Raw genomic sequence first — 14,616 nt, 5'->3', positions numbered from 1 at the left:
ACCGTTCGCGTTTTCCGGCGCACAGCGGGCTTGTCTCTTTCCCGATATCTCCGTTACTGATCATGCGGTGAGTCCGTCAGGCAGTGGTGGTGAAGTACCTTCACCTGCCGCGTAATGCCTGCCGATCGGTCATTATTCGCCGGGGCACCGTCCCCATAATTGTGCCGCAGGCACTTCTCCCTGACGTTGGGGATTCGCTATGACTCCACTGAAAATTGCTGCCAGCGCCGCCGTGGCGCCCAGCCTGACCCTGAACACCGCGCGTGATGTGGTGACGCTGGATAACACCGACTTTACCGACGTGGCGGCGGTTGTCGTCTCGCTGGCAGATACCCGCAGCGGTGTGCTGACGCTGCTGCGCCACACCGGCTTCAATCTGCCGGTCTTTGTTGCAAACGCCTTTGAAGAGGAGGTGATGCATCTGCCCGGCGTCAGCGGTGAGCTGAATGGCGAGCCAGAGGCGTGGCAGGCGCTGGAGGCGGCTGCACAGGCTTATGAAGCCGCGCTGCTACCGCCGTTCTTTGAGACGCTGAGCCGCTATGTCGATATGCAGAACAGCACCTTTGCCTGTCCCGGCCACCAGGGCGGGGCGTTCTTTAAAAAGCATCCGGCAGGCAAACAGTTCTTCGACTTTTATGGCGAGAACGTTTTCCGTTCGGACATGTGCAATGCTGATGTCAAGCTGGGTGACCTGCTGATCCATGAAGGCTCCGCCAAAGATGCGCAGAAGTATGCCGCGAAGGTGTTTAACGCCGACAAAACCTACTTTGTGCTGAACGGCACCTCCAGCGCCAATAAGGTTGTTACCAATGCGCTGCTGACCCGGGGCGATCTGGTGCTGTTCGACCGTAACAATCATAAGTCGAACCATCATGGTGCGCTGATTCAGGCGGGCGCGACACCGGTTTATCTTGAGGCGGCGCGTAATCCTTTTGGCTTCATTGGCGGTATCGACGCGCACTGCTTTGATGAGACCTATCTGCGTGAGCAGATTGCGGTGGTGGCTCCCCAGCGTGCCCGGGAGGCGCGGCCGTTCCGTCTGGCGATTATTCAGCTGGGCACCTATGACGGCACGGTCTACAACGCGCGTCAGGTGGTGGATCGCATCGGCCACCTGTGCGACTACATCCTTTTTGACTCCGCATGGCTCGGCTATGAGCAGTTCATTCCACTGATGCAAGGCTGTTCGCCGCTGACGCTGGAGCTGAATGAGAACGATCCGGGCATCTTTGTGACACAGTCCGTGCACAAACAGCTGGCCGGTTTTTCGCAGACGTCGCAAATCCATAAGAAGGATAATCACATTCGCGGTCAGCGGCGCTTCTGCCCGCACAAGCGTCTGAACAACGCCTTTATGCTGCACGCATCCACCAGCCCGTTTTATCCGCTGTTTGCCGCGCTGGATATCAACGCCAGAATGCATCAGGGCGAAGCGGGACGTCGTATGTGGGATGAGTGCGTCAGGCTGGGGATTGAGGCACGCAAAGCGATCCTGGAACGCTGTGAAATGATCCTGCCGTTTGTACCGGAGACGGTAGCGGGGCAGCGCTGGCAGGATGCCCCGACGGAGACAATCGCCCGCGACCTGCGTTACTTCAGCTTCGAACCACAGGCGACGTGGCACGGTTTCGCCGGTTATGCACGCGACCAGTATCAGGTCGATCCCTGTAAACTGCTGCTGACCACGGCGGGCATCGACGCGGCCAGCGGTGAGTATCGCGATTTTGGTATTCCGGCAACGATCCTGGCGAACTACCTGCGTGAGAATGGCATCGTGCCGGAGAAGTGCGATCTTAACTCGATCCTGTTCCTGCTGACACCCGCAGAGAGTCCGGAGAAGATGGTCAATCTGGTGGCGATGCTGGCGCAGTTTGAGCAGCACGTTAAAGAGGATGCACCACTGGCTGAAGTGCTGCCGACCCTCTACCGCAAAAATGCCGCACGCTATGCGGGTTATACCCTGCGTCGTCTCTGTCAGGAGATGCACGATCTCTACGTCAGCCACAACGTGAAGGATCTGCAGCGCCTGATGTTCCGCGCCGCAGAGTTCCCGGCGGTCAGGGTGAATCCGCAGGATGCGCATCAGGCCTATATTCGCGGTGACGTAGAGCTGGTACCGATAGCCGGGGCGGAAGGGCGAATCGCGGCGGAAGGGGCGCTGCCTTATCCTCCTGGCGTGCTCTGCGTGGTGCCAGGAGAGGTCTGGGGCGGCGCGGTTCAGCGCTATTTCCTGGCGCTGGAAGAGGGGCTGAATCTGCTGCCTGGCTTCTCACCCGAGCTGCAGGGCGTTTACACCGAAGAGGATGAGCAGGGACGTAAATACCTGGTGGCCAATATGATGGTGGCGGGCTGATCTGAGCGGGGCTTTTTGTTCGCTGCGCGAACGGGGCTGTGTTTTTACGCTGAGTGGGATTCGCCCGCTGGGTTAAGGGGAATTCGCTGCGCGAACGGGGCTGTGTTTTTACGCTGAGCAGGTTTCGCCCGCCAGGCGAGCGGGAGTTTCAGGTTGCCCGTGCAGGCGGACGCGTTAAGGGGCGGACACCCGCCCCTTAACAATCCCGGCGTCCGGCTGCCTCCGCGCCCCGCTTTGCGGGGTGCCCTCGTCACGCCCTGCGGCCTGCGGTTGTTCCTCGGCGCTGCGGACGCCTCTTGAATACACCGTCGCCTGTACGTTTTTTTGTTCACTTCCATGCAGCGTTGTCTGCTGGTTTGGAAGCAACAGCCAGTCCCGTGAACCCGAAGCGATTAAATACTCAACACAGAAAGACGAAATAGCAGCGGGGAGGGAGGCCGTCAGAACCGCTGAGCGGATAGGGGATTTCAGGACGAGCGACAGGGATGCCGCGAAGAGGCGGGCTCGCGCCAGGGATGGCGCATCCCGCCGGTCCGTGAGAAATCCGGAAAGAGTGAAGGGACCGCGAAGCGGCGGTGATGCAGGCCGGAGCCCGGGGTCAGGGGGGCGCGGCGACTGGCGCCCCCCTGTCGGTCGCCTGCAGAGGCGGGCCTGAAACTGCCCGGCTTGCCAGGCGAACGAAACCCGCACAACGTAAAACCACTGCCAGGCGAAACCCAGCCTCGTTTGCGCAGTAAACTCCCACCGCGCAGCGAGCACCCTAATCAGAACCCTCTGTAACTCCGCTGCGCGGTACTCACTTTATAGAGATAACGGCGCGACTCCGCTGACGGGTGCTGACTGGTCAGCGTCTGATAGACTTTATTCGGTGACATATTGTTAATCATCGCAAACGCCCGATCTTTATCGCTTGAGAAGACGCGTAATACACTGCCCGCCCCGCCGTTATAGGCCGTGATTACGGCATAGCGACGCGACAGGGGATCCTGAATGCCGCCCAGATAACTGCGCTGCAACAGCGCCAGATAGGCTGTACCGGCGTCGATATTATTTTCCGGATCAAGCAGATAGCTGCGGCTTGGCTTGCCCCATTTACCTTTCATGCGGAAGACATCCACACCGGCGGTATGCTGTACGACCTGCATCAGGCCCAGCGCATCTGAATGGCTGACCGCATAGGGGTTGAAGCTCGACTCAGTCTGCATAATCGCCAGGATCAGTGACGCATCAACGCCGTACTCTTCGGCGGCTTTCCGCACCATCGGCAGATATTTGTGGGCACGCTTGTCGAGGTGGTTCGGCACCATCGGAATCGAAACAGAGTAAATCACATGCAGACCGGACGTACGGCGCATCAGTTTGTGCTGGAGCAGATAGTCCGCAAAGGCTTCAGCACGGCCCTGCCAGCGAATCGGCTGACCGGTATTATCCAGTACCTGACCATAGAGCAGCGGCTCTTTACTGATCTCGATGTCGTTGGCATCGGAATAGAGGTCGACATTGCCCGGATCTTCGCCAATCAACAGGGTGGTGACAATCGCCTGGCGCAGGCTGGCCATCGGATCGGTGCCCGAGATCGTTTCGATCGTCAGCTTACCGCTCTCAAAGTTGATGTGGCTGCGGGTGTAATAGTTGTCGCTGTATTTGACGTAATCTTTCGGTCCGGCAATCAGGACCTCATTGATACCCCAGATATTCTCAATATTGTGAGCAAACTGCCCCATCAGAATATCAAAGCCATTGGTATCTTTTACCCACTCTTCATGGAACTGCTGATGTTTCGACCCGGAACAGGAGACCAAAAGTGGTGCTATCACCAACAAGGCGATTAATTTTTTATTCATTGGGAGTGCAAGCCTGACCTGGATAACCGGCCTCCGTGAAGAGGCCTGGAATGTTTATGCTTCTGGCGGAGTATAGCCTTCGATATGAACGTCCTTTCCTTCGAACAGGAAATTGACCATCTCCTTCTCCAGCACTTTACGATCCTCGGGATTCATCATGTTGAGCTTCTTCTCGTTGATCAACATGGTCTGTTTGGCCATCCACTTCTGCCAGGCTTCTTTGGAAATCTCGTTGTAAATACGCTTACCCAGCTCGCCCGGGTAAAGCTGAAAATCCTGTCCTTCTGCGTCGCGCTGTAAAAAAGTACAAAAAATCGTGCGGCTCATTACTCTTCCTCATTAATCTCGCAACTGTTCAGAGCCAGTTGTCGGGGATGGCGCAGCTCGTGTAACAGGCGCTCAACGGGTGCGGCTAATCCCACAGATGGTGGCAGCGCTAAGTTATACCAGAGACCGCCTGCTTCATCCATCGCCGCCCCGGCAGAAGGCCATGCCAGCCACATCGGGACGATATCCAGATGGAAATGGCTGAAGGTGTGACGAAAGGCGGTCAGCTGTTGCGGTTTATCATGAATGCCCCGCGCCGCCAGCCAGTCGGTCATGGCCGCTTCGGAGGTGAACTGCGGGAAGCAGAACAGCCCTCCCCACAAGCCCACCGGCGGCCGCTGCTCCAGCCAGACCTCATCGCCAGCCTGCATCATCAGAAACCAGCCGCTGCGCTCGGGCAGTACCTGCTTAGGCTTTTTGCCGGGATAGCTCGCCCAGCTGCTGCTGGCGTAGGCCTCACAGCCGCTGTTCAGCGGGCAGATTTCGCACTTTGGTTTTGACCGGGTACAGACGATAGCCCCCAGATCCATCATCGCCTGGTTGAACTGGCTGACGCCCCCGGCAGGCGTGACCTCTTCGCTGATTTGCCAGAGCCGCTTCTCGACCTCTTTTTTACCCGGCCAGCCGCTGACGGCGTAGCAGCGGGCCAGCACGCGCTTGACGTTGCCATCCAGAATCGGGAAATGCTGCCCCAGGGAGAGCGACAGAATCGCGCCTGCCGTCGAGCGGCCAACGCCGGGCAGGGCGGATACATCCTCAAAGTTCTGCGGAAACTCGCCGTGATGAACATCAACAATCTGCTTCGCGGCTTTATGCAGATTACGCGCACGGGCGTAGTAGCCGAGGCCGGTCCAGAGATGCAGCACCTCGTCCAGCGGTGCCGCAGCCAGATCGGTGACCGTGGGGAAACGCGCCATAAAGCGTTCAAAATAGGGGATAACCGTGGCAACCTGGGTCTGCTGGAGCATCACTTCGGAGAGCCACACCTTGTAAGGCGTTTTCTCCAGCTGCCACGGCAGGGTTTTGCGACCGAAGCGCTGATACCAGTCCAGCACCTGTTGCGCGAACTGCTGCGCTTGCATCATAAGAAGGAAATTTTCCGTGTTTACTCTACACTCAGGCAGGAATTCCAGCACATGCGCACCTGGGTGTAAACCGGAAGATTGCAAAGGCTTGCTTCTGCTTATGAACTTTGCATAATGCCCGTTTCCCGGAACAGGCTAACCAGCAGGCTTTTACATGATTAATGACGTCATCACCCCAGAATTTGATGAGAACGGGCGGCCATTGCGCCGGATCCGCAGCTTTGTGCGCCGCCAGGGTCGCTTAACGAAAGGCCAGCAGCAGGCGCTGGATACCCTGTGGCCGGTTATGGGCGTGGAATACCAGCCGGAACCTGTCGATCTGACCGACCTGTTTGGCCGCGATGCTCCGGTAACGCTGGAGATTGGCTTTGGTATGGGCGCTTCGCTGGTGACCATGGCGCAGAACACGCCGCACCAGAACTTCCTGGGAATCGAAGTGCACGCGCCGGGTGTCGGTGCCTGCCTGGCCTCGGCGAAAGAAGCCGATGTACAGAACCTGCGGGTGATGTGTCATGACGCGGTAGAGGTATTGGAGAAGATGATTCCGGATAACTCGCTGCGCATGGTTCAGCTCTTCTTCCCCGATCCCTGGCATAAAGCTCGTCATAACAAACGCCGTATCGTTCAGGTGCCCTTCGCCGAACTGGTGATGCGCAAGCTGAAGAAGGGCGGCGTCTTCCACATGGCGACCGACTGGGAAGCCTACGCCGAACACATGCTGGAAGTCATGAACAGCATCGATGGCTATCGCAACCAGTCAGAACAACAGAATTACGTGCCGCGTCCTGAAACGCGTCCACTGACCAAGTTTGAGCAGCGCGGGCAGCGTTTAGGCCACGGCGTATGGGATTTAATGTTTGAGAGGGTGAAATAATGGCCACACAACGCAGCCGCCGTTTACGTAAAAAACTGCACATCGACGAGTTTCAGGAGCTGGGATTCTCGGTTGCCTGGCGCTTCCCGGAAGGCACCAGTGAAAGCGAAATCGATGAAACGCTGAACCAGTTCATCAATGAAGCGATCGATCCAAATGGTCTGGCCTTCGATGGCAGCGGCTATCTGGTGTGGGAAGGTCTGGTCTGCCTGCAGAAAACCGGCAAGTGCACCGAAGAACATCGTGCGCTGGTGCGCAAATGGCTGGAAGAGCACAAGCTGCAGGATGTGCAGACGACGGAACTCTTTGACGTCTGGTGGGACTAAACGCTACGCCCCCGGTGCGTATCGCGGGCCAGGCTTTCAGTCACACAGCGTCGGGCTGAGTCCCGATCTCTGAACGGTTTCAGACCAGATGTTAGGGAGTGAATATGATGCGTAAAGCGCTTCTTGCTGTACTGCTGGTGGCAGCAACCCAGGCGCAGGCCGCCTATGAATGCAGCGTTAAGCCGCAGGACGACGTGGTGATTAAGCCGCAGAGCGTGCAGGTGGTCGGGGCAAACGGCAATATGGAAATCTCGCCGCAGGGCGATGTGCAGTTCAATGGAAAGCGGGTCGCGCTGGACACGGCCGACCGCCAGAAAGCGATCGATTATCAGAATGCGCTGCGCCGCGATCTGCCCTGGATCGACAGCGGAGCGACGTCACGTCTGGAGAAAGGGCGTGCGGCACTGGATCGGGTCATCGTCGAAAAGCTGGGGAGCGGCAGCAACGTCCGCAACCGCCTAACGACCCTGAATGGTCAGCTGAAGCAGCAGATGAATCGCATCATTGAGCATCGCGAAGATGGTCTGACGTTCCATCATCAGGCGATCGACAAGGTGCGCGCTGAAGGCGAACGGCTGGTACAGTCGACGCTGGGCGGCGTCATGCAGGACAGTCTGAATGAGATGGGCAGTCAGCAGGGCAGTGGCGGCAGCAACCCGCTGCAGGCAATTATGGGAAATCTGGGCGGTCTGCAGCAGTCGATTCAGGCTGAGTGGAGCAAGCAGGAGCAGGATTTCCAGAACTTCGGTCACGAAGTCTGCAATCGCGTCATCTCCCTGGAAGATCAGCGTAAACAGCTCGCTGGCGCACTGAAAAACTAAGTTAACGCCTCAGCCTGTTGGCCGGGGCGCCTTACTTACTCTTCCGCTAAAAACAGCTCCAGCAGCGAATTCAGGAACAGCTTTCCTTTCTCCGTAATCTGCCACTGCGCCGGGGTTTCGATCACGTAACCGGCGGCGATGGCGGCATCCATCTGCGGACGGATGGTCTGCTCCGGTAAACCGGTGTAGCGGCTGAACGCGTCGCGCGGGGCCGCTTCCAGCAAACGAAAACGGTTCATGAAATACTCAAACGGCTTGTCGCTGTCTGCCACGTCATACTGCTTTTCACGGTAGTTGCCCTGCATGAAGCCACGTGGATGGCGGGTTTTCACCGTGCGGACAATGCGGCCATCCGGCTGCGTCAGCTTGCCATGCGCGCCACAACCAATCCCCAGATAGTCGCCAAAGCGCCAGTAGTTGAGGTTATGTTCACAGCGGTAGCCCGGCTTCGCATAGGCGGAAGTTTCATATTGCTGATAACCGGCGTCCCGCAGCAGCCTGTCGCCCTGTTCAAAGATATCCCACAGCGCATCATCATCCGGCAGCACCGGCGGGCGTGAGCCAAACAGGGTGTTGGGCTCGATGGTGAGCTGATACCAGGAGAGATGCGGTGGATTAAGGGCTATCGCCCGGCGTAAATCGTCGAGCGCCTCTTCCAGCGACTGATCGGGCAGGCCATGCATCAGGTCGAGGTTAAAGCTGCGCAGCGACAGGGAAGCCGCCAGCTCAGCAGCGCGAACCGCCTCTTCCGGGCCATGAATACGGCCCAGACGCTGCAGTTTCTGCGGGCTGAAGCTCTGAACGCCAATAGAAATGCGGTTGATCCCGGCGCGCTGATAGGCGCTGAAGCGGTCCGCTTCCACGGTGCCAGGATTGGCTTCCATGGTTACTTCCGCATCCGGCGCAAGGTTCAGACGCGCCCGTACGCCATCCATCAGCATCTGCATGGCACTGCTGCTCAGCAGACTGGGCGTGCCGCCGCCAATAAAGATCGTACGCACTTCCCGGCCATGAATCAGCGGCAGGTCGATCTCCAGATCGCGCAGCAGATGCTGCACGTATTCAACGTGCGGCACCTCATCTTTCAGCGCGTGGGAGTTAAAATCACAGTAGGGGCACTTCTGCACGCACCATGGAATGTGGATATAGAGACTCAGTGGCGGCAGATTAGGCATTACGCATCGCTTCCAGCAACAGCGTCAATGCTTTACCCCGGTGCGACACTGCACCCTTTTCCGCTTTGCTCAGTTCGGCAGCGGTTTTACCCAGCGCCGGAACAGAGAAAATCGGGTCGTAGCCAAAGCCACCGTTGCCAGAGGCTGAGTGGGTGATCTCACCTTCCCAGCTGCCGTGGAACACCAGCGGCGTCGGGTCTTCCGCATGGCGCAGATAGACCAGTACGCAGTGAAACTGCGCCTGACGCTGACCGTCCGGCACGTGCTCCAGCGCCTGCAGCAGCTTCTCCAGATTCTGCTGATCGCTGGCATCCTCGCCGGCATAGCGTGCCGAGTAGATGCCAGGCGCGCCGCCCAGCGCATCCACGGCCAGACCCGAATCGTCGGCAATCGCCGGTAAGCCGGTGATCTGCGCCGCGTGACGCGCCTTGATAATCGCGTTCTCAATAAAGGTCAGGCCGGTCTCTTCCGCCGACTCAACCCCAAGGTCACTCTGTGCGACGATATCCAGACCAAACGCGGAGAGTAACTCCGCCAGTTCACGCACCTTGCCGGGATTGCCGGTGGCGAGGACAACTTTTTGCATAACGGTTCCAGTTTGATTCATTTACAGCAGATACCAGAGACCCGGGAACAGGTCCATGCCGAGAAAGTTCAGGGCATACAGCACCAGGATGACGATCATCGCCGAGAAATCGATGCCGCCCATCGCAGGCAGAATACGGCGAACAGGGGCCATCATCGGTTCGGTTAACTGCACCAGCAGATAGTCAACGGGGCCGCGACCCTGGCTGATCCAGCTCATCAGCGAGCGGATAATGATGACCCAGAAGACCAGATAACCGGCGGATTTCAGCAGCGACAGCAGACCGACCAGCAGGTTAGTCGGATCGACAGAGAACACGCCGACCTGAATCAGCAGCAGAATCGGGTATTTCAGGGTGGTCAGCACAAAGGCCAGCAACAGCGAGGCGGTATCGATGGGCCCCAGTGCCGGAATAATGCGGCGCAGCGGCTTCACAACTGGCTGGGTCACTTTGACGACAAACTGCGCAAGGGGATTATAGAAATCGCAGCGCGACCACTGCATCCAGATGCGCAGCAGCAGTACCATTACGTAGAGATCAATTAGCGTTTTTACTAAAAACGTCAGTGTTAACATGAAGTTCCTCTGTTATTTTTGTGAGTTGTGCGCATAGTCTCGTGCGCCAAAAATGGCGGTGCCAATACGCACCATTGTACTGCCTGCGGCGATTGCCGCCTCCATGTCATCGCTCATTCCCAGCGAGAGCGTATCAATGCCCGGATATTGCTGCTGCAACTGCCGGAAGGCCTCTGCCATTTGCTGACATACCGCCAGCTGCCGCGCATAATCACTCTCTGCGGCCGGGATAGCCATCAGTCCCCGCAGCCGCAGCTGCGGCAGGCCCGCAATCTGCTCCGCCAGCCCGGAAACGGCCTCCAGCATGATGCCAGATTTGCTGTTCTCGTCACTGATATTTACCTGAATTAATACATTCAGGGGAGGCAACGTTGCAGGCCGCTGATCGTTGAGCCGTTGCGCAATGCGCGGACGGTCAATGGTATGACACCAGGCAAAATTTTCTGCCACCAGACGACTTTTGTTGGACTGCAACGGGCCAATGAAGTGCCAGACCAGCTCAGGATGTGCGGCCAGCGCCTGAACCTTTTCAACCCCTTCCTGAACGTAATTTTCGCCGAAGGCTATCTGGCCAGCGGCAAACGCCGCTTCGACCGCGCTCGCAGGTTTGGTTTTACTGACTGCAAGCAGGGTAATTTCTTCTGGATCACGGCCGCAACGCGCGGCAGCGGCGGCCATTCTCTGCCGCACTTGCTGTAGGTTCTGCTGGATTGAGGTCATAGTCAGGAGACATTATGAATCTGGATGAAATAGTGGCGCTTAGTGTAAAGCATAATGCCGCCGATCTGCACCTTTGCAGCGGACATTTGCCCCGCTGGCGGCGGCAGGGCAGGCTGGAAACCCTGCCACAGCAGCCCCGGATCACCGACGATGGGATAGCGCAGTTTATGGCGCAGTGGCTCAGTGACCCACAGCGCCAGCAGCTGAAGCGTACGGGCCAGATCGATTTTGCCCTGAGCCTGGCCAACGGCACGCGCCTGCGTGCGAATCTGTTCAGGCAGCGCGATGGCCTGTCGCTGGCGCTGCGTATTATCGCCACGACATGCCCCACACTGGCGGCATTGCAGTTGCCCGAGAGCGTACCGGCGCTGCTGACGCTGGAGGAGGGGCTGATTCTGGTAACCGGGGCGACGGGCAGCGGAAAATCCACCACGCTGGCGGCCCTGGTGGATGCGCTGAACGGCCAGCAGGCGCGTCATATCATCACGCTGGAAGATCCGATTGAGTTTATTCACCAGAGCCAGCAGTCACTGATTCAGCAGCGGGAAATCGGCCTGCACTGCGCGTCGTTCGCGCTGGGCATCAGGGCGGCACTGCGGGAAGATCCGGACGTTATTCTGCTGGGTGAGCTTCGCGATAGCGAAACGATTCGTCAGGCGCTGACGGCGGCGGAAACCGGCCATCTGGTGCTGGCAACACTGCATACCCGGGGTGCGGCGCAGGCCATAGATCGGCTGGTGGATGTCTTTCCGGCAGAGGAGAAGTCGCTGGTGCGAACCCAGCTGGCGGGCAGCCTGAAAGCCGTGATCGCGCAGCGTCTGGTATCCTCAGTAGCGGGCGGGCGCATCGGCCTGTTTGAGATCCTTATCGGCACGCCTGGCATCACCAATCTGATCCGCGAGGGAAAGATGCACCAGATTCCTGCGCTGTTGCAGACCGGCGCCCAGGCCGGTATGCAGACATTTGAGCAGAGCCGTCTGGCGCGACAGGTCGCCGGTCTTATTTAGCTGACATCAGTAATGGTTTTCGAACCAGTCCTGCAAAATAATGGCGGCAGACTGCGAATCGACCGATCCTTTATTGAGCGCACGATAGCCGCCGCGCTCGAACAGCCCAGCCCGCGCTTCTACCGTGCTGAGGCGTTCATCCTGCAGCTCAACCCGGATGCCAAAGCGGCCATGCAGGCGATTGGCGAACTTACGGGCGCGTGCGGTCAGCGGCTGCTCGGTGCCATCCATATTCAGCGGCAGTCCCACCACTACAAAATCGGGCTGCCACTCTTTCAACAGCTTTTCGATCAGCAGCCAGTCCGGGGTGCCATCCTGCGCTTTCAGCGCCGTCAGGGGGCGGGCGCTGCCGGTGAGCTGCTGACCCACCGCGACACCAATACTTTTGGTGCCAAAGTCGAAACCTAACAGAGTCTGTGTTGACATCAGGCGTGTCCGGCGTCGCTGGCCATGTTGTGAATATCGACGCCGATACTGCGCGCCGCCTCACGCCAGCGCTCTGCCACCGGCGTCTGGAACAGGATATTGCTGTTGGCAGGGGTAGTCAGCCAGGCGTTTTCCATCAACTCATTCTCCAGCTGGTCTTTCTCCCAGGCACAGTAACCCAGCGCCACCAGCACATTGGCCGGCTGAGAGGGGGTGCCGATTGACTCAAGCACGTCACGGGACGTGGTGATGATCGTGTTATCGGAGACACGAATGCTGGAGGTAAACGTGCGTTGCGCTGAGTGCAGAATAAAGCCGCGGTCTTCCGCCAGCGGCCCGCCGGTAAAGACCGGTTTATCCAGCCGGATCGCCGGGTCGCGATCGTCAGCGGAGATTTTCAGTTTCTTCAGAATGCCTTCAACCGTCAGGTTTTCCATGGGCTTATTGATGATGAGTCCCATTGCACCCTCTTCGTTATGTTCGCAGAGATAAACCACGGAACGTTTGAAAAAAGGATCCTGCAATGAAGGCATGGCAATCAAAAAGTGATGTTGTAAATTCATTCTCACACGATATACCAAAAAATAACCGGCGCGCGACGGCCGCACCGGTATTGGGTTGATCACGGAGCCTCGCCCCGGCGTCTTGCTCAGCCCAGGCGTTTCTCAATGGCATCCATCAACATGCCGGTGATGGAGATCGGGAACGCAGCCTCAATTTCACGTACGCAGGTCGGGCTGGTCACGTTAACTTCAGTTAGTTTATCACCGATGATGTCGAGACCGACAAAAATCAGTCCTTTTGCTTTGAGCGTCGGACCGACGCGGCGTGCAATTTCCCAGTCGCTTTCGCTGAGCGGACGCGCTTCACCGCGTCCACCGGCAGCCAGGTTGCCACGGGTTTCGCCGCCCTGCGGGATACGCGCCAGGCAGTAGGGCACGGGTTCGCCGTCCACCACCAGCACACGCTTATCACCCTCTTTGATCGCCGGAATGTAGTTCTGCGCCATGCAGAAGCGACTGCCATGTTCGGTCAGGGTTTCAGTGATGACACCAAAGTTCGGGTCATCCTGTTTCACGCGGAAAATAGACGCGCCGCCCATGCCATCCAGTGGCTTCATGATGATGTCGCCATGTTCCTGCCAGAAGTCGCGCAGCTGCGCCTTGCTGCGGGTGACCAGCGTGTCAGGCGTAAACTCAGCAAACCAGGCGGTGTAGAGTTTTTCGTTGCAGTCACGCAGGCTCTGCGGTTTGTTGACGATCAGCGTCCCCAGCTCTTCCGCGCGCTCCAGAATATAGGTCGCGTAGATGAACTCGGTGTCAAAAGGAGGATCTTTACGCATCAGCACGACGTTCAGATCGGCCAGCGGGATCACCTGTTCACTGCCGAACTGATACCAGTTATCAGGATTCTGCTCGACGCTCAGCAGACGGGTACGCGCAGACGCTACGCCACCGCGCATGGAGAGGTCGTGCATCTCCATGTAGTGAATTTCATAACCACGGCGCTGTGCTTCCAGCAGCATGGCGAAGCTGGTGTCTTTTTTAATATTGATGGACGAAATCGGGTCCATCACAATGCCAAGTTTAATCATTATTATCTCCTCGGTAAGGCGGACTCTGCCGCCTCGTCTGGTTCGGTCTGCAGTGGGCCGATGGGTCAGAATGTGATGCCTGCGCTCACTGCTAAAAGTATCGCTTAACCCAGGTCGCCAAACCTCACCTGAAGTGCCGTAATGGCCGTCAGCGCAGTAGTTTCAGTTCGCAGCACCCGTGGACCAAGCAGAATGTCAGTAAAACCGTGCTCTGCTGTCATCGCAATCTCATCCGCAGACAGCCCGCCTTCAGGACCAATCAGCAGCCGCACCCGTTCAACGGGCTGCGGCAGCGTATTGATACTGTGACTGGCGCGGGGATGCAGGTTGAGCTTCAGACCGCTGTCTGCTTCCGCACACCAGGCTTCCAGCGTCATCGCATCACGAATCAGCGGCACGCGATTGCGGCCACACTGTTCACAGGCGGCAATCGCAATTTTCTGCCACTGCTGGATTTTCTTTGCCAGACGCTCAGCATCAAGCTTTACGCCACAGCGCTCGGAAAACAAGGGTGTAATGACATTCACGCCCAGTTCGATCGATTTCTGGATCGTGAATTCCATTTTTTCACCGCGCGACATCACCTGACCTAAATGCAGATGCAGAGGTGACTCACGATCGTCCGGCTGGCTTTCTGTGACCGATACTTTTACACGCTTTTTGTCGACATGCGTGATCTCTGCTGCAAAAGTCAGATTAGTGCCATCAAAGAGTTCCAGACGCTGACCGGCGGTCATCCTGAGCACCCGGCCGACATGATTGGATGCATCTTCATCCAGGGTAAATTCACTGCCGGTGCTGAGGGGACCGGCGTGATAGATACGAGGTATGCGCATAAGGTTCCTGAACCGGACGCCGCACAGTGGCGGCGTCATGGAGAAAAAAGCTAGTGTAGGGCAGGG

At 57.8% G+C, this 14,616-nt stretch carries 16 protein-coding genes; 5 read left to right on the top strand and 11 right to left on the bottom strand.

What is annotated here, in order from left to right:
• The first annotated feature begins 199 nt into the window (after positions 1-199).
• Entirely contained in the window at positions 200-2,353 is a 2,154-nt protein-coding gene (locus tag ACLHDD_RS12165) for an ornithine decarboxylase (protein ID WP_427104316.1), read from the top strand.
• A gap of 764 nt (positions 2,354-3,117) precedes the next feature.
• Here ACLHDD_RS12165 and mltC read toward each other — a convergent pair.
• Genes mltC through mutY form a run of 3 tightly spaced genes read right to left on the bottom strand, consistent with a single transcriptional unit; the run spans position 3,118 to position 5,609 of the window.
• A complete protein-coding gene (gene mltC / locus ACLHDD_RS12160) occupies positions 3,118-4,197 on the bottom strand; it encodes a membrane-bound lytic murein transglycosylase MltC (protein WP_427104315.1) in 1,080 nt (359 codons plus the stop codon).
• Between the two features lie 54 nt (positions 4,198-4,251).
• Complete coding sequence (locus ACLHDD_RS12155) at positions 4,252-4,524, bottom strand: oxidative damage protection protein (protein WP_269293789.1); 273 nt, start codon at positions 4,522-4,524, stop codon at positions 4,252-4,254.
• Positions 4,524-5,609: an A/G-specific adenine glycosylase gene (gene mutY / locus ACLHDD_RS12150; protein ID WP_427104314.1), complete on the bottom strand. Its 1,086-nt coding sequence runs from the start codon at positions 5,607-5,609 to the stop codon at positions 4,524-4,526. Before mutY ends, ACLHDD_RS12155 begins: the two co-directional genes overlap by 1 nt.
• A 154-nt stretch (positions 5,610-5,763) precedes the next feature.
• Here mutY and trmB point away from each other — a divergent pair, with 154 nt between their 5' ends.
• The 3 genes from trmB (at position 5,764) to ACLHDD_RS12135 (ending at position 7,630) form a co-directional block, all read left to right on the top strand.
• Positions 5,764-6,483 (top strand): tRNA (guanosine(46)-N7)-methyltransferase TrmB, encoded by a 720-nt coding sequence (gene trmB, locus ACLHDD_RS12145; protein ID WP_427104313.1) that lies wholly within the window; start codon positions 5,764-5,766, stop codon positions 6,481-6,483.
• Positions 6,483-6,809, top strand: coding sequence for a YggL family protein (locus ACLHDD_RS12140; protein ID WP_427104312.1), 327 nt, complete (start codon positions 6,483-6,485; stop codon positions 6,807-6,809). Before trmB ends, ACLHDD_RS12140 begins: the two co-directional genes overlap by 1 nt.
• Positions 6,810-6,913: 104 nt before the next feature.
• Positions 6,914-7,630: a DUF2884 domain-containing protein gene (locus tag ACLHDD_RS12135; protein ID WP_427104311.1), complete on the top strand. Its 717-nt coding sequence runs from the start codon at positions 6,914-6,916 to the stop codon at positions 7,628-7,630.
• A 35-nt stretch (positions 7,631-7,665) separates the two neighbouring features.
• Here ACLHDD_RS12135 and hemW read toward each other — a convergent pair whose 3' ends face one another.
• From hemW to ACLHDD_RS12115, 4 genes are read right to left on the bottom strand one after another with little or no spacing between them, the layout of a single operon-like run.
• Positions 7,666-8,805 carry a radical SAM family heme chaperone HemW gene (gene hemW, locus ACLHDD_RS12130; RefSeq protein WP_427104310.1) on the bottom strand — a complete coding sequence of 380 codons (1,140 nt, stop codon included), beginning with the start codon at positions 8,803-8,805 and terminating at the stop codon, positions 7,666-7,668.
• Complete coding sequence (locus ACLHDD_RS12125) at positions 8,798-9,391, bottom strand: XTP/dITP diphosphatase (protein ID WP_427104309.1); 594 nt, start codon at positions 9,389-9,391, stop codon at positions 8,798-8,800. Before ACLHDD_RS12125 ends, hemW begins: the two co-directional genes overlap by 8 nt.
• A gap of 21 nt (positions 9,392-9,412) precedes the next feature.
• Entirely contained in the window at positions 9,413-9,967 is a 555-nt protein-coding gene (locus ACLHDD_RS12120) for a YggT family protein (RefSeq protein ID WP_427104308.1), read from the bottom strand.
• Positions 9,968-9,979: 12 nt separating this feature from the next.
• Positions 9,980-10,687: a YggS family pyridoxal phosphate-dependent enzyme gene (locus tag ACLHDD_RS12115; RefSeq protein WP_427104307.1), complete on the bottom strand. Its 708-nt coding sequence runs from the start codon at positions 10,685-10,687 to the stop codon at positions 9,980-9,982.
• A 14-nt stretch (positions 10,688-10,701) separates the two neighbouring features.
• On the opposite strand from ACLHDD_RS12115, the gene ACLHDD_RS12110 reads away from it, so the two are divergent.
• The gene (locus tag ACLHDD_RS12110) at positions 10,702-11,694 is read left to right on the top strand and encodes a type IV pilus twitching motility protein PilT (protein WP_427104306.1); all 993 of its coding nucleotides are present in this window, start codon (positions 10,702-10,704) and stop codon (positions 11,692-11,694) included.
• Positions 11,695-11,700: 6 nt separating this feature from the next.
• Here ACLHDD_RS12110 and ruvX read toward each other — a convergent pair whose 3' ends face one another.
• The 4 genes from ruvX to rsmE form a co-directional block, all read right to left on the bottom strand.
• Positions 11,701-12,120, bottom strand: a complete 420-nt coding sequence (gene ruvX, locus ACLHDD_RS12105) for a Holliday junction resolvase RuvX (RefSeq protein ID WP_427104305.1) — start codon at positions 12,118-12,120, stop codon at positions 11,701-11,703.
• The gene (locus ACLHDD_RS12100) at positions 12,120-12,683 is read right to left on the bottom strand and encodes a YqgE/AlgH family protein (protein ID WP_427104304.1); all 564 of its coding nucleotides are present in this window, start codon (positions 12,681-12,683) and stop codon (positions 12,120-12,122) included. Before ACLHDD_RS12100 ends, ruvX begins: the two co-directional genes overlap by 1 nt.
• Before the next feature lie 86 nt (positions 12,684-12,769).
• Positions 12,770-13,714 carry a glutathione synthase gene (gene gshB / locus ACLHDD_RS12095; RefSeq protein ID WP_427104303.1) on the bottom strand — a complete coding sequence of 315 codons (945 nt, stop codon included), beginning with the start codon at positions 13,712-13,714 and terminating at the stop codon, positions 12,770-12,772.
• A 104-nt stretch (positions 13,715-13,818) separates the two neighbouring features.
• Positions 13,819-14,550 carry a 16S rRNA (uracil(1498)-N(3))-methyltransferase gene (rsmE, locus tag ACLHDD_RS12090; RefSeq protein ID WP_427104302.1) on the bottom strand — a complete coding sequence of 244 codons (732 nt, stop codon included), beginning with the start codon at positions 14,548-14,550 and terminating at the stop codon, positions 13,819-13,821.
• Between the last annotated feature and the right edge of the window lie 66 nt (positions 14,551-14,616).

Source organism: Pantoea sp. NSTU24, assembly GCF_050157905.1.
Taxonomy (GTDB): Bacteria; Pseudomonadota; Gammaproteobacteria; order Enterobacterales; family Enterobacteriaceae; genus Pantoea.
The sequence above is the reverse complement of the archived record's forward strand: the minus strand, read 5'-3'. Positions and strand labels throughout refer to the sequence as shown.

Coding starts and splice junctions, on each gene's coding strand:
- ACLHDD_RS12165 (WP_427104316.1), top strand. CDS start 200: ATGACTCCACTGAAAATTGCTGCCAGCGCCGCCGTGGCGCCCAGCCTG.
- gshB (WP_427104303.1), bottom strand. CDS start 13,714: ATGATTAAACTTGGCATTGTGATGGACCCGATTTCGTCCATCAATATT.
- ACLHDD_RS12115 (WP_427104307.1), bottom strand. CDS start 10,687: ATGACCTCAATCCAGCAGAACCTACAGCAAGTGCGGCAGAGAATGGCC.
- ACLHDD_RS12110 (WP_427104306.1), top strand. CDS start 10,702: ATGAATCTGGATGAAATAGTGGCGCTTAGTGTAAAGCATAATGCCGCC.
- ACLHDD_RS12100 (WP_427104304.1), bottom strand. CDS start 12,683: ATGAATTTACAACATCACTTTTTGATTGCCATGCCTTCATTGCAGGAT.
- ACLHDD_RS12155 (WP_269293789.1), bottom strand. CDS start 4,524: ATGAGCCGCACGATTTTTTGTACTTTTTTACAGCGCGACGCAGAAGGA.
- ruvX (WP_427104305.1), bottom strand. CDS start 12,120: ATGTCAACACAGACTCTGTTAGGTTTCGACTTTGGCACCAAAAGTATT.
- ACLHDD_RS12120 (WP_427104308.1), bottom strand. CDS start 9,967: ATGTTAACACTGACGTTTTTAGTAAAAACGCTAATTGATCTCTACGTA.
- ACLHDD_RS12125 (WP_427104309.1), bottom strand. CDS start 9,391: ATGCAAAAAGTTGTCCTCGCCACCGGCAATCCCGGCAAGGTGCGTGAA.
- hemW (WP_427104310.1), bottom strand. CDS start 8,805: ATGCCTAATCTGCCGCCACTGAGTCTCTATATCCACATTCCATGGTGC.
- mutY (WP_427104314.1), bottom strand. CDS start 5,609: ATGATGCAAGCGCAGCAGTTCGCGCAACAGGTGCTGGACTGGTATCAG.
- trmB (WP_427104313.1), top strand. CDS start 5,764: ATGATTAATGACGTCATCACCCCAGAATTTGATGAGAACGGGCGGCCA.
- rsmE (WP_427104302.1), bottom strand. CDS start 14,550: ATGCGCATACCTCGTATCTATCACGCCGGTCCCCTCAGCACCGGCAGT.
- ACLHDD_RS12140 (WP_427104312.1), top strand. CDS start 6,483: ATGGCCACACAACGCAGCCGCCGTTTACGTAAAAAACTGCACATCGAC.
- ACLHDD_RS12135 (WP_427104311.1), top strand. CDS start 6,914: ATGATGCGTAAAGCGCTTCTTGCTGTACTGCTGGTGGCAGCAACCCAG.
- mltC (WP_427104315.1), bottom strand. CDS start 4,197: ATGAATAAAAAATTAATCGCCTTGTTGGTGATAGCACCACTTTTGGTC.